This window comes from Acidimicrobiales bacterium, from assembly GCA_036378675.1.
GTDB lineage: Bacteria > Actinomycetota > Acidimicrobiia > Acidimicrobiales > Palsa-688 > DASUWA01.
The window spans coordinates 18,841-31,698 of the sequence record DASUWA010000014.1 but is presented as its reverse complement, the minus strand read 5'-3'; the positions used below and the strand labels follow the sequence as shown (position 1 = coordinate 31,698).

Genomic DNA, 12,858 nt, shown 5'->3' with positions numbered 1-12,858 from the left:
GCACTCTCGAGACCCTCCTCGTCTCTCGACCGTCGCTTGTGCTCCGGTTTTCCTCGTTGCCCTTCCTCTGACCACTCCCCCCGGACCATGACCATTACTGAAGGCGTATGGCGAGGATGATGGTCGTGAAGAAGAAACAGACGGCACAGGCGATCGTCGCCCTGTCCAGGTTCCGCTCGGCAACGGTGGACCCGGCAGCCGCCTGGCCCAGACCGCCACCGAACATCTCCGACAGCCCGCCTCCCTTGCCGCTGTGCAGCAGCACCATCCCGATCAGCATTAGGGAGACGGCGATGTGGATGACGACGATGACCGCTGTCAGCAAGGCGCTAGCGCCTCCTCCTCGTGGACTGTCGCCTGTTCCTCTTCAGGCGGCGGTCGCAACATAGCAGCACAGTCTCTCAGGTTGCGAGATACCTGTGTTGGCAACGCGCAAATCCTGCAACGAATGTTTCAGGGATTTCACAGCTTCACTTGGCGTCAAAGCCGACGATTTGGGCGAACTCGGTGGGATCGAGGCTCGCTCCACCGACCAGGGCGCCGTCAACGTCGGGCTGGGCCATTATCTCGGCGATGTTCGAGGCTTTCACAGACCCGCCGTACTGGATACGCAGACCATCCCCCGCGACGGTCCCGTGGTCACCCTTGATGGCGGTCCGGATGGTTGAGCACATCGACTGGCAATCCCCGGATGTGGCGGTCCGTCCGGTGCCGATCGCCCAGACGGGCTCGTAGGCGAGGACCATGGATGCCACCGACTCGGCTGCCACACCTGCCAGCCCGGCCCGGAGCTGCCCGAGCACGATGTCCTCGGTTTGCCCGGCTTCCCGCTCTTCGAACGTCTCACCGATGCACAGAATCGGAGTCATTCCTGCCGACAAGACGGCCTTCACCTTCTTGTTGACCATCTCGTCGGTCTCGCCGAACAGCTGACGCCGTTCGGAGTGCCCGACGATGACGTAGCGAACGTTGAGCTTGGCGAGCATGGTCGGGCTCACCTCGCCTGTGTACGCGCCGCTGGTCTCCCAATGGGCGTTCTGAGCGCCGAGGGCTATCGGAATGTCGTCGGCATCGATAACCGTCTGTACCGAGCGGAGAGCGGTGAACGGTGGATGGACTGATACATCGGTCTTGGAGTGGTCTTCCTTGTCAAGGCTGTATGCAAGCTTCTGGACGACGTTGATCGCCTCAAGATGGCTCAAGTTCATCTTCCAGTTGCCGGATATAAGAGGCCGTCGCCTAGAGGTCAACCGTGGACCCCGTCGCGCAACGCAGCCACCCCGGGCAGGTCTCCCTGTTCGAGAAACTCGAGTGACGCACCGCCCCCGGTAGAGAGGTGGTCCACACGGTCGGCAAGGCCGAACTGGGCCAGAGCGGCAGCGCTGTCACCGCCTCCGACCACCGTGAAACCTCTGGTGTCCGCGACCGCCTCGGCGACGGTTCGTGTTCCGGCTTCGAAGCGGACATCCTCGAACACACCCATCGGGCCATTCCAAAGCACGGTCGCCGCTTCGGTTATGACGTCCGAGAACTCGGCTGCGGTCCCCGGTCCGATGTCCAAGCCGATCCAACCATCAGGGATGTTGACTCCGATCTGACGGGTTTCCCCGGTCGGTTCGACTCCCCCGCCGAAGACACCTCCCGGGCTGAGGACGGTGAGGTCGGTCGGGATCCGGATGTCCCTCCCGGAGTCGAGCAGCTTGCGACATGTCTCTACTTGATCCGGTTCGAAGAGCGATGCGCCGATCGGGTGCCCGCGCGCGGCAAGGAAGGTGAAGCACATTCCTCCGCCGACAAGGAGAGTGTCGACCCGATCGAGGAGCGCGTCGATGACACCGAGCTTGTCGCTGACCTTGGATCCACCGAGCACCGCGACGAAAGGACGCTTGGGGCGTTCGAGCAGCCCGTTCAGCACCTCCACCTCGCGCGCCATTACGCGCCCCGCGGCGCTCGGGATGAATAGAGGCGGGCCAACGACCGACGCGTGAGCGCGATGCGCTGCTCCGAAAGCGTCGTTCACGAATAGGTCATGCCCGTCCACAAGTTCCTTTGCAAAGGACAGGTCCCCGGCCTCCTCGCGAGGGTCGAATCGCAGGTTCTCCAGCAGCTCCACTCTCGACGCGTCCAGCCCGTCCTGCTCAAGGAGCGTTTTGAGGTGACGCCTGACCGGCTCCATGCTGTAGCGCGGGTCCGGTTTGCCTTTGGGGCGCCCTAGGTGACTCGCCGTGGTGATGCGGGACGCGCCGTGGTCCAGGAGCCAGGAGATCGTCGCGATCGGCAAGCGGATCCTGAGGTCGTCGGTTATACGCCCATCCACGATCGGCACGTTAAAGTCCGTCCGCATCAGGAGGCCCTTGCCCTCCACCGGGGGGAGATCCTCCAACGTGGGGACCTTTTTCATCCTGCGCCGACGATCCTCGCCAGGTCGACGAGTCGGTTGGAATAGCCCCACTCGTTGTCGTACCAGCCGAACACCTTGACCAACGAGCCCATCGTCATCGTCAGCAACGAGTCGAAGGTGCAAGACGCCGGCGAGCCGACGATGTCCGAGGAGACAATCGGATCCTCCGTGTACACGAGCACCTTCGACAGCGGGCCGGACTCGGCGGCCGCCCGGAATGCCTCGTTGATCTCCTCCACCGTGGTCTCGCGATTCAGGATTCCGGTGAAGTCGGTGATCGAACCGTCTGAGACGGGGACACGAAGAGCGGTGCCATCCAGCTTGCCCTTCATCGAAGCCAAAACGAGGCTGGTAGCCCGGGCAGCCCCCGTCGACGCGGGAACTATGTTCACCGGGGCAGAGCGGGCGCGTCTGAGGTCCTTGTGGGCCAGATCCAGGAGGTTCTGGTCGTTGGTGTAGGCGTGGACCGTCGTCATGAGGCCCTTCTCGATTCCGAAGGCGTCATCGAGGACTTTCATCATCGGAACGAAGCAGTTGGTCGTGCACGAGGCGTTGGACACGACGGTGTGCTTGGCCGGGTCGAAGGTGTCGTCATTGACCCCGATCACGAACGTTGCGTCGACGTCGGTGCCGGGGGCCGAGATGATGACGCGGGGTGCGCCGGCGTCTATGTGCGCTCCCGCCTTTTCGCGGGAGGTGAAAAGGCCGGTCGACTCGATGACGACGTCAACGCCGAGGTCTGCCCACGGGAGGGCCTTGGGGTCACGCTCGGAGAAGACCTTGAACGTCTGCCCGCCAACCGTTATGGAGTCGTCGGTGTTAGTGACCCCCTGTGCGAGCGTTCCCTGGGTTGAGTCGTACTTGAGGAGATGAGCGTTCGTCGCGGTTGGCACGAGGTCGTTGACTCCGACCACTACGACGTCTTCGCCACCCGAAACGCCGGCTCCCTTGCGCGCGGACTGCTCGAGGGCCGAGCGCACGAAGTTCCGGCCGATCCTGCCGAAACCGTTGATACCTACTCGAATGGCCATGTTGTCGACTCCTTGGGTGTGCTGCAGAGGCCTCGTCCGCAAAGGCTCACTATGTCAGGGTACGAAGCGCCAGGGCCAAAAGTCCCGGGTCGTGAGCGGTTCCGTCGGCATTACTCACGGGCGCGTGGAGCGTCGTGACATCGTGAATTCTTTCGTGGGATGGCACTGAGTTGTCAGGGTCAGGGGCGTGGGCGATCATCACGTCAACGGGCACGCCGTGGTCGAGGACCGCCCGGAGATGATCTGCGGCGGTGAAGTTCGCCGTCTCCGGCAGCTGGGGCCGAAGGTTGCAGACGTAGATGGTCTGTCCCTTCGTTCGCTCGATCAGCGCCCGCCTTATGCCGGGCACCGCGCAGACCGCCAGAACGCTCGTGAACAATGAGCCCGGTCCGACTACGACCTGATCGGCGCCGGCGATTGCGCTCACCACCTCGTCGGGCACCGGCGCGTCCGGGGGCACGATCGAAACGGAGGAGATCGCTCCGTGTGACTCGGCGACGTTGACCTGCCCGACCACTTCGGTGCCGGCGACATCGGCCTTGAGGACCACCGGCACCTCTGTGGCAGGGAGCACTCTTCCGACGGACCCGAGCAACGAGGCGGCAACGTGCAGGGCGCGACCGAAGTCGCCCGTGACGTTGGCCAGGCCGGCGATGATCAGGTTGCCCAGGGCGTGGCCTTCGAGGTCACCTGACGGGAAGCGGTACTCGAAGGCGCTGGACCAGAGCGAGCCGTCCTCCGCCATCGCGACGAGACACCTTCGAAGGTCCCCGGGCGCGGGGATCCCCGCAATCTGTCGGAGGCGGCCGCTGGATCCTCCGTCGTCGGCGACGGACACGACTGCTGTCACCTCGCCGGCATAGAGACGCGCGGCGCGCAGGGTGGAGGCCAGGCCGTGGCCACCGCCCAGGGCTACGACGCGGGGGGCGGGTTGGGGGCCTCGCATGTGTTGCTCGTTCCCGGAGAGGTCGGGGGCGTCCTTCATCACCTTTCGATGTCCCGGTGGTTCACGGAAGGCTCATACCCCCGTGCCCGGAGGCGCATCGCAATCTCCTCGGCCAGAGCAACCGAGCGGTGGCGTCCTCCTGTGCACCCGATCGCCAGGGTCAGATACGACTTCCCCTCCTTGATGTACCCGGGTAGGAGGAAGGCGAGCAGGTCATCGATCCGGTCAACGAACTCCTTTGCCTCCGCGTGGCGAAGGACATACTCGCGGACGGGGCGATCCAGGCCGGTGAGAGGTCTCAGCTCGTCGACCCAGTGAGGGTTCGGGAGGAACCGGACGTCGAACACGTTGTCGACGTCCAGCGGGACGCCGTGCTTGAAGCCGAAGGACATCACCAGGATCTGGAGCCGGTCCGACCGGTCGGCCGTGAAAAGGTCGATCAGCCGGTCTCGGAGCTGGTTGACGTTCAGGTCGGAGGTGTCGATCACCACGTCCGCGAGGGCGCGAACCGGCTGGAGGCGCTCCCTTTCCAGAGCGATGGCGTCTGTGACGCCTTCCTGGCCGATCGGGTGGCGGCGGCGGGTTCCCTCGAAGCGGCGGACGAGCACGTCGTCGGAGGCCTCCAGGAACAGGGTGGTCACCGAGGATCCTCCCGCCCGAAGCTGAATGATCGCTGCTTCGACCTCGTGCAGCTGCTGGGCGTCCCGGCCCACCACGAGGGCCACCCGGTGTATGGCTGAGCCCGGGGACTCGATGAGGTCGGCGACCTTGGTGATCAGGGCGGTGGGGATGTTGTCGATCACGAACCAGCCGAGGTCCTCGAGCGTGGCGCCGGCTTGGGACCGGCCGGCGCCGGACAGCCCGGTGATGATCAGGAACTCGGCCACGGGGCAATTGTGGCGCGGCGGCGGGAGTTGCGGGTGGGAGGGGGTGTCGGGGAGGCCGGGGCGGTGTCGTCGAGGTCGTCGAGGGGATGGCGGGACGCGGGAGCTGCGATCTGGGTAGAGAAAGGGAACTATAGTTCCTTAAGTCTACCCAGTAGACATGAAACATACGGTGCGTTAGTGTGTTTTCATGGATTCTGATGTGGACAGAGGTATCATCGGATGGTTGAAGGTCCACCACGGCGTCATAAGCGCGCGAGAGGCGATGCTGCTTGGGTTGGGACCAGGAGCCGTGAAAGGCCGGGTTAAGCGGGGCGAGTGGGAACGGGTGGCGCGAGGCGTGTACCGGCTGGCCGGGGCGCCCCTGACGCCGGCGGCTCAGCTGAGGGCGGTGGTGCTCGCCGCCGGCGAGGGGTCGGCCGCATCGCACTGGTCGGCCGCGTGGATCCATGGGCTTGCCGAGCTTCCGACGACGACCACGGTGACGATCCCCCACCATCGGGTCCGGACCGTTAGGAATGCAGACCTGGTCCGGACCCGGATCCCTTTCAGGGTGATGGTGCAGAACCGGATCCCCTGCACCGACGTGTTGCGGACGATCCTCGACTGCGCCGCCGTGGCCGGCACGAAACAGCTCGACGACCTGCTGGATCGGGCAGTCGCAAGGCGAGCGGTCCGGATCCAGGACGTCGTAGGCGCTGTCGCGAAGCCGGAGTTCAGAGGCCACCCGGGCCGGCGACAGCTGGAGGAACGGCTGGCACGGCGGGGGGTGACCGGCTCGCCGTCGCCGAGCGTGCTGGAGAGCCGGATGGCTCGGCTCTTCGTCGACCACGGACTTCCGGTCCCGAGGGCGGAGGTCGAGTGGGGCCCCCAGCGCCGGTACCGGCTGGACTTCGCCTACCCGCAGCTCCGGTTGGCCATCGAGGTGAACGGTTGGACTGCTCACTTCACGCCGGAACAGCAGAGGTGGGACCGCCGGCGGTCTAACACCATGGCCCGGGCGGGCTGGACGGTCCTCCACTACGACTGGTGGGAGGTGACCTACGAGGCGGAGCGGGTGGCCAGAGAGATCGCGGAGACGTACTTCAAGCTCGCGGCATAGGTCGGTTCGCCGCCGGCAAGAGGCCGGCGGGCAGCAACCCGCTGGAGGCGGGTTGCTAAACGGGGAATCGTGCGGGCCTCGCGCGCCATAGATGCCAATGAGCGAGGCGGCTCTGAGGAGCTATCGCTCGAGCTTCTCGGCACGGAGGGCAAGCAGGCGGGGAATGGAAGCAGCCTCGGTGTACTCGATCGCCTTGGCAAGGAACCCGGGTGGAGGCGCCGGCTCGTCCATCAGGGTCAGGAACAGACCGTTTGCCGCCATCGCGTTCACGTAGCGGGACAGCGGGCGATGGATGAAGGGAATGAGTACTCCCTTCTCGACTTCCTCGAGGGTGTTGTCTTCGGTCAGATAGGGCCCGATCCGCCAGTACTGCTCCTCGAGAATTGTGTCGTCGATCCACCCCGAGCCCGGAGTCTGGAGAAGCGGATGGTTCAGGAGGAAGAGGAAGCGTCCGCCTGGGACAAGAAGACGGGCAACCTCTTCGATAGCGGTGTCCATGTCCTCGACGTGCTCGAAGACGAGACACGCGATCACCGTGTCAAAGCTGCCGCTTCGAAACGGAAGCGCTGCGGCCTCCGCTCGTCCGAATCGCACTCCCCCGCCGCGTTTGCGGGCGACGGCTATCTGGGCCCAGGTCGGGTCGATGCCAGCCACGAAGCGAACGCTCCGCAGCCGCTTGGCCATGCGCCCGACCTGGCCGTCTCCGCAGCCGACGTCGAGCACCCGCTCTGATCCTTTCAGCTGCGACCTGATCCACGGGAGGATCTGCTCGACGTATTCGACGTCGGCTCCCTCGGTGAATCCTTCCTGCCACCAGGGCGCCGCTGCTTCCCAGATGCCGTTGTCGGCCTTGTTAGCCACGACGGCAGGCTAGGGCGCTCGACCGGCCGGACCCCGGGTCCAGCCGGGCGACCGTCAGGAGCCAGCTACGAGTCGACTGCCTTCGAACGTGCCGGTCCCTCCGGAGGCCGGAAATTCGGGTGGTGGAGGGGTGATGGTGAACGTGTAGGTTCCGGAGATCTTGTCGTTGTCGTCGTCCACGGTGCCCTTCACGATCACTTTGACAATGTGGACGGGGCCGCTAGGTCCCTCGCTGAACGAGTCGAAGAATGTGGCGACGAAACGGCGATCACCCGTTGCCCTCCACGCCCCGAGTTGAGCGTCACCCGGCGGGTTGATGTCGCGGGCGACCAGACCGCCACCGTCGGCAAACGTCACGATCGCCTCCGCCGAATCAGTATCAGGAGTGGTGTCCGTGTGGACGATGCGCCACGCGCCCTCGACACCCGATCCAGAGTTACCTTGAGAGTCCTCCGATGCGGAGGCGGTCGCGGCTGGAAGGCCTATTTCCATCGCGGCGAGCCCCACCGCTCCTGCTCCAGCCCCCATCAGCACTTCTCGACGTCCGATGCGTTGCAATGTTCCCCTCCCCTTTTGAGCGCACCCAGCTGCGCGTGGCGTGTGTAACACCTCGAACAAAGCCCGACAAGGGGATCAAACCATCGGCTAATTCGGTGCCCGTTCAAGCCCCCAGAGAGTGAGCCGCAACCCGGTCGGCGATCTCGGAAAACAGCGCCGGCGGGAGATCGTGCCCCATCCCTGGCACCAGCCACAGAGATGCGCCGGGCACTGCGGCTGCGGTCGCCTTGCCGCCGGAAGGGTCGACCAGCGGATCCGCCTCACCGTGTATCACAAGAGTCGGGGCCTTCACAGAATGCAGTGCCGGCGTGCGATCGGGCGATGCGATGACGGCGGCGAGCTGGCGCGCGATGCCTTCCGGGTGGAAGGCGCGGTCGTAGGCCCGGGCGGCGTTGTCACGGATGCGCTTTTCGTCGAACTCGTATCCAGGTGACCCGAAGACGCTCCACGCCTTGACCGCAGCTTCGATGGCTTCGTCGCGGTTTCCGGGGGGAGATGCCATTAACGCGGCCATCGCATCGGGGTGGGGATTCCCAACGGACGAGTCGCCGGTGGTCGACATGATCGAGATCAGAGAACGCAGCTTGGCGGGATGGGCTATCGCGAGCGACTGGGCGATCATCCCTCCCATCGACACCCCGAGGACGTGAGCGGAGGCGATCCCGAGGGCGTCGAGCAGTCCGGAAGCGTCGGCAGCCATGTCGGCAAGGAGGTACGGCGCCTTGGGCGAGCCGCCCGACTGCCGAGCCACCATCACCTCGCCGACGTCCGGGACTCCCGCATCGTCGAACCAGGTTGAAAGGCCGACGTCGCGGTTGTCGAAGCGAATGACGAAGAACCCTCGTTGGGCGAGCTCGGCGACGAACGCGTCGTCCCAAGTAATGAGCTGACCCCCCAACCCCATGATCAGCAGGAGCGGCGGGTCGGAGAGCTCGCCGGCGGTCTCGTATTCGAGGGTTATCCCGTTGGCGATGACGGAAGGCATGTCCGGACCCTAGCCGTGCAATTTCTCGAACACCGCGTCCGCCACAGACTCGGGCAGCCAGGACAGCTCCGCCAGCGACTCGCGTGAAGCGGCCTTGATGGCCTTGATGCCACCCAACTCCTTGACCAACCGCTTCTTGCGCGCCGGGCCGAGTCCGGGGATGTCGTCGAGAACCGACGAAGTCATCCTTTTTCCTCGGAGAGTGCGGTGATAGGTGATGGCGAACCGGTGCGCCTCGTCCCTGACCTGCTGAAGGAGGTAAAGCGCCTCCGAGGTGCGCGGGATGCGAATCGGGTCCGCCTGGCCGGGCACGTAGACCTCCTCGAACTGCTTGGCGAGGGCCGCGACCGGAATCTCGTCCTCGAGGCCGAGCTCCTCGACCACCCGCTCAGCGACCGAGAGCTGTCCCTTCCCGCCATCGACGAGCAGCAGCTGGGGCGGGTAGGCGAACCGCCGGCGGCGCTCCTCGATCGGCCGGTCGCGCTCGGCGAGGTAGGCCTGCAACCGCCTGGTGAGGACCTCCTCCATCGCGGCGTAGTCGTCGTTCTGCGCGACGGTGCGAATCTTGAAGCGTCGGTACTCCTGCGGTCGGGGAAGACCGTCCTCCATCACCACCATGCTTCCGACGTAGTCGGTCCCCTGCAGGTGGCTCATGTCGTAGCACTCGATGCGGAGCGGTGCTTCGGGCAGGCCCAACGCGTCCTGGAGCGCGTTCAATGCCTTGGCTCGCGCGTTGTGATCGGAGGCTCGCCTGAGGCGGTGCTGCGTGAACTGCTCCCCCGCGTTGCGCGTGACCGTCTCGAGCAGTGCCTTCTTGTCGCCGCGCTGGGGGACCCGGATTTCTACGTGCGCGCCCGCGCGGGCTTCGGGGTTGACGCTTCGTTCGACCCGGTATCGCTGGTTGGCGGCCCACCACTCGCCGGCGCCCACTGCTCCGTTGGGTGATTCCGTGTCCACGGCCGAGCGGGCGGCTGCGAGCCAGGACTCGAGGGTGTCGGTGTTGTCGGGCTCGCTTGGTACAAGGACTAACGGTGGCACGCCGAGCGGCGGGTCGTCGTAGTGCTGCTCGACGATTTGAGCGACAAGCTGTGCCGGCGTGAGGTCCTCGACCTTGTCGACAATGAACCCCTTGCGGCCTACGACCCGTCCCCTGCGCACATAGAAGACCTGGATCGCGGCTTCGAGCTCGTCCTCGACCATCCCGAAGCAGTCAAGGTCCTCTGCCCGTTCGGTGACCATCTGCTGCTTCTCCACCGCCTTGCGGACCGCGGTGAGCCGGTCGCGCAATCGAGCAGCTCGTTCGAACTCGAGCCTCTCGGCTGCGTCACTCATCTCAGTCTCGAGTCGCTTCATCACCGGCTGCGTGTCGCCGTCGAGGAAGTTGACCAACTCGTGGACAAGCCCCTTATAGGGCTCCGCGTCGATCGCCGCAACGCACGGTCCTGAGCACTTCTCGATGTGGAAGAGGAGGCACGGTCGGCCCAGCTTCTTGTGCCGTTCGAACTTGTTGTCGCTGCAAGTTCGAATCGGAAAGGTACGCAGGAGGGAATCCAGCGTCTCTCGGATCGCGTAAGCGTGGGCGTAGGGACCGAAGTAGAGCGAACCCTTGTCCTTCGCGCCCCTGCGGACCATCGCGCGTGGCCACTCGTCGGAGACGGTGACGGCCAGGAACGGGTAGCTCTTGTCGTCCCGCAGCCGGACGTTGAAGCGGGGCTTGTGCTGCTTGATGAGGGAGTACTCGAGCATGAGCGCCTCGACGTCGTTGCGGACCTGGATCCACTCGACGGTCTCCGCCTGGTTGACCATCTGGGCGGTGCGGACCGGCAGGTTGGCCGGGTTCTGGAAGTAGTTCGACAGCCGGCTCCGAAGCGACTTGGCCTTGCCCACGTAGATGACCCGGCCGTCCCGGTCCCGGAACTGGTACGAGCCGGGAGCGTCGGGGATGGAGGAGGTGGGAGGCCGGTGAAGCATGTTGTTTTCGAGTTTGCCGCACAGTTGGGGAGAAGCGGCCGGCGATCCGTACCCGGCACTCCCCTAACCAGGTCCGGGCGCGTAAACTGAGCTCAAGCCGGCCCGGTATCCGGCACATATCCCCTCGAGGTCGACATCCCCGCGGACGGGCGACCGGGCTGTCCCCGCCGACCATATCGAGGTTCTCCGTCCGGAGGTTTCGTCGATGTTTCGGCTCCAAACTCCCCTCCCTGAGGGCTACGTAACTGCAACGAGCGATGATCTTGCGCGCCGAATCGCCGCCGCCAAGGAGGCCCTTGGTCCGCGCCTGATCATCCTGGGCCACCACTACCAACGTGACGAGGTGATGCGGTGGGCCGACGCGAGGGGCGACTCATTCGGCCTTTCGAGGACTGCGGCGGCCACCACGGAAGCCGAGTTCGTAGTGTTCTGCGGCGTCCATTTCATGGCCGAGTCGGCTGACGTGCTCACGTCGCCCGCCCAACAGGTGATCCTGCCCGACCTGAACGCCGGCTGCTCAATGGCGGACATGGCCGATCTCGAGTCGGTCGAGGAGGCGTGGGATTCGATCGCCGCCGTGACCGACGTCGACGCGGTAGTGCCGATCACGTACATGAACTCGTCCGCCGCACTCAAGGCTTTCGTCGGACAGCACGGCGGAGCGGTGTGCACATCGTCAAACGCCCGAAAGGTGATCACCTGGGCGCTCGACCAGCACGGGCCTCACACCAAGCTGCTGTTCTTCCCGGACCAGCACCTGGGCCGGAACACTGCCTACCAGTTGGGGTTCGATGCCTCCGACATGAGGGTGTGGGACCCCCGCAAGGAGCTCGGCGGATTGGAAGAGTCCGAGCTGAAGGAGGCCACGTTCCTGCTCTGGAAGGGTCATTGCTCGGTTCACCAGCGGTTCCGGCCTGAGCAGATTGAGGCTTTTCGGGCCGAGCATCCCGAAGGCCGGGTGATTGTTCACCCCGAGTGCGCACACGAGGTCGTCCAACTGGCCGACGAGGTCGGCAGCACCGATTACATAATCGGCGCGGTCGGGAGGGCACCGGCGGGGTCGGTTCTCGCGATCGGGACCGAGATCCACCTGGTGCAGCGTCTGGCGGCCGAGAACCCGCACCTGACCGTGAAGTCCCTCGACCCACTGGTCTGTCCGTGCTCGACGATGTTCCGAATCGACGCCGCCCACCTGTGCTGGGTGCTGGAGGAGCTGGCGGCCGGCCGGATTGTGAACCGAATCACTGTGGATGACGACGTCGCCGGCTGGGCGAGGGTCGCCCTGCAGCGCATGCTCGACATCAGCTAGAGCTATCACACTGCCCGGCCGGGGGCCCAACCCCGGCCTCCTCCCCAACGTGGGGCCCCGACCCCACGGCGGCCGTTAACACTGCCCGGCCGGGGGCCCAACCCGGCCTCCTCCGCAACGTGGGGCGCCAACCCCACGGCGGCCGTTAACACTGGCCCGGCCGGGGCCCCAACCCCGGCCTCCTCCCCAACGTCGGGCCCCAACCCCACGACGGCCGTTAACACTTGCCGCAGGGGGCCGGCCCGGCGCCAAATTTGATGCCCTCGGTCGTGAGGAATGCCCCGCTCCGGGGTAGATCCCTTCGCAACCGGCGAACAAGCCCACACGGATGGGGTGCCGGAGTGCGGAGACTGTTCGGAGGGTCAGCAAGTGGTAGCTGTAGTCGCTGTTCTGTGTGTGGCGACCCTCGTCCTGCTCGTGGGGTGGGGACTCAGGGTCATGCATGAGATAGCCGAGTTGGAGAACCTGCCGCGCGCCCGCCACGGGTTCCAAGGCGACACAGAGCCGCCCGCGCAGCAGGCAGTGCGGCTGATCCCCGAGAAGGCCTTCCGGCGCAAGGCGTCGTAAAAGGGAGCACTTCATGTCGGTTCTCGGGCTGGTGTTATGGTCGATGACCCCGCTGGCGGGACTGGGCGTCCTGCTCGGCATTGGGCGTTTCGAGCGCTATCTCCTCGAGCGGGGCGAACGCGAGGAAGCCGGCGACGTCCCCGAAACTCTGCCGCCGGCGATCACGCCTTCGATGAACGCGCAACAGGTCGCACGGCCCAGCCGGCCCGCGGCCTAGAACTTCCAGCCGGCCGGCAGCCGGCG

The 12,858-nt window shown here is 65.5% G+C and carries 14 protein-coding genes; 4 read left to right on the top strand and 10 right to left on the bottom strand.

Translation table 11 applies throughout. The features are described from left to right. Nucleotides 1–94: 94 nt before the first annotated feature. The 6 genes from secG to rapZ all read right to left on the bottom strand — a co-directional run bounded on the left by secG (nucleotide 95) and on the right by rapZ (nucleotide 5,265). Nucleotides 95–325 (bottom strand): preprotein translocase subunit SecG, encoded by a 231-nt coding sequence (gene secG / locus VFZ97_05935; protein ID HEX6392962.1) that lies wholly within the window; start codon nucleotides 323–325, stop codon nucleotides 95–97. Nucleotides 326–470: 145 nt separating this feature from the next. Then, nucleotides 471–1,250 carry a triose-phosphate isomerase gene (gene tpiA, locus VFZ97_05930; GenBank protein HEX6392961.1) on the bottom strand — a complete coding sequence of 260 codons (780 nt, stop codon included), beginning with the start codon at nucleotides 1,248–1,250 and terminating at the stop codon, nucleotides 471–473. Next, nucleotides 1,247–2,401 (bottom strand): phosphoglycerate kinase, encoded by a 1,155-nt coding sequence (locus VFZ97_05925; GenBank protein HEX6392960.1) that lies wholly within the window; start codon nucleotides 2,399–2,401, stop codon nucleotides 1,247–1,249. Before VFZ97_05925 ends, tpiA begins: the two co-directional genes overlap by 4 nt. After that, on the bottom strand, nucleotides 2,398–3,432 hold the full coding sequence (gene gap / locus VFZ97_05920; protein ID HEX6392959.1) for a type I glyceraldehyde-3-phosphate dehydrogenase: 1,035 nt from the start codon (nucleotides 3,430–3,432) through the stop codon (nucleotides 2,398–2,400). The genes VFZ97_05925 and gap overlap by 4 nt, the downstream gene beginning before the upstream one ends. Before the next feature lie 49 nt (nucleotides 3,433–3,481). Further along, a complete protein-coding gene (locus VFZ97_05915; GenBank protein ID HEX6392958.1) occupies nucleotides 3,482–4,417 on the bottom strand; it encodes a gluconeogenesis factor YvcK family protein in 936 nt (311 codons plus the stop codon). Beyond that, complete coding sequence (rapZ, locus tag VFZ97_05910; GenBank protein HEX6392957.1) at nucleotides 4,417–5,265, bottom strand: RNase adapter RapZ; 849 nt, start codon at nucleotides 5,263–5,265, stop codon at nucleotides 4,417–4,419. Before rapZ ends, VFZ97_05915 begins: the two co-directional genes overlap by 1 nt. A 187-nt stretch (nucleotides 5,266–5,452) precedes the next feature. Between rapZ and VFZ97_05905 the strand changes: the two genes are divergently transcribed. Continuing rightward, nucleotides 5,453–6,364 carry a type IV toxin-antitoxin system AbiEi family antitoxin domain-containing protein gene (locus VFZ97_05905; protein HEX6392956.1) on the top strand — a complete coding sequence of 304 codons (912 nt, stop codon included), beginning with the start codon at nucleotides 5,453–5,455 and terminating at the stop codon, nucleotides 6,362–6,364. A gap of 120 nt (nucleotides 6,365–6,484) precedes the next feature. On the opposite strand, the gene VFZ97_05900 is transcribed toward VFZ97_05905, so the two are convergent. The 4 genes from VFZ97_05900 to uvrC form a co-directional block, all read right to left on the bottom strand. Continuing rightward, on the bottom strand, nucleotides 6,485–7,225 hold the full coding sequence (locus VFZ97_05900) for a class I SAM-dependent methyltransferase (protein HEX6392955.1): 741 nt from the start codon (nucleotides 7,223–7,225) through the stop codon (nucleotides 6,485–6,487). 54 nt (nucleotides 7,226–7,279) lie between these two features. Then, nucleotides 7,280–7,753 carry a hypothetical protein gene (locus tag VFZ97_05895; GenBank protein ID HEX6392954.1) on the bottom strand — a complete coding sequence of 158 codons (474 nt, stop codon included), beginning with the start codon at nucleotides 7,751–7,753 and terminating at the stop codon, nucleotides 7,280–7,282. Between the two features lie 133 nt (nucleotides 7,754–7,886). Further along, nucleotides 7,887–8,768: an alpha/beta fold hydrolase gene (locus VFZ97_05890; GenBank protein ID HEX6392953.1), complete on the bottom strand. Its 882-nt coding sequence runs from the start codon at nucleotides 8,766–8,768 to the stop codon at nucleotides 7,887–7,889. A gap of 9 nt (nucleotides 8,769–8,777) precedes the next feature. Continuing rightward, the gene (uvrC, locus tag VFZ97_05885) at nucleotides 8,778–10,739 is read right to left on the bottom strand and encodes an excinuclease ABC subunit UvrC (protein ID HEX6392952.1); all 1,962 of its coding nucleotides are present in this window, start codon (nucleotides 10,737–10,739) and stop codon (nucleotides 8,778–8,780) included. Nucleotides 10,740–10,944: 205 nt separating this feature from the next. Between uvrC and nadA the strand changes: the two genes are divergently transcribed. The 3 genes from nadA (at nucleotide 10,945) to VFZ97_05870 (ending at nucleotide 12,832) form a co-directional block, all read left to right on the top strand. Beyond that, a complete protein-coding gene (gene nadA, locus VFZ97_05880) occupies nucleotides 10,945–12,048 on the top strand; it encodes a quinolinate synthase NadA (GenBank protein HEX6392951.1) in 1,104 nt (367 codons plus the stop codon). Between the two features lie 369 nt (nucleotides 12,049–12,417). Continuing rightward, nucleotides 12,418–12,615, top strand: a complete 198-nt coding sequence (locus VFZ97_05875) for a hypothetical protein (GenBank protein HEX6392950.1) — start codon at nucleotides 12,418–12,420, stop codon at nucleotides 12,613–12,615. A gap of 13 nt (nucleotides 12,616–12,628) precedes the next feature. Then, nucleotides 12,629–12,832: a hypothetical protein gene (locus tag VFZ97_05870; GenBank protein HEX6392949.1), complete on the top strand. Its 204-nt coding sequence runs from the start codon at nucleotides 12,629–12,631 to the stop codon at nucleotides 12,830–12,832. The last annotated feature ends 26 nt before the right edge of the window (nucleotides 12,833–12,858 follow it).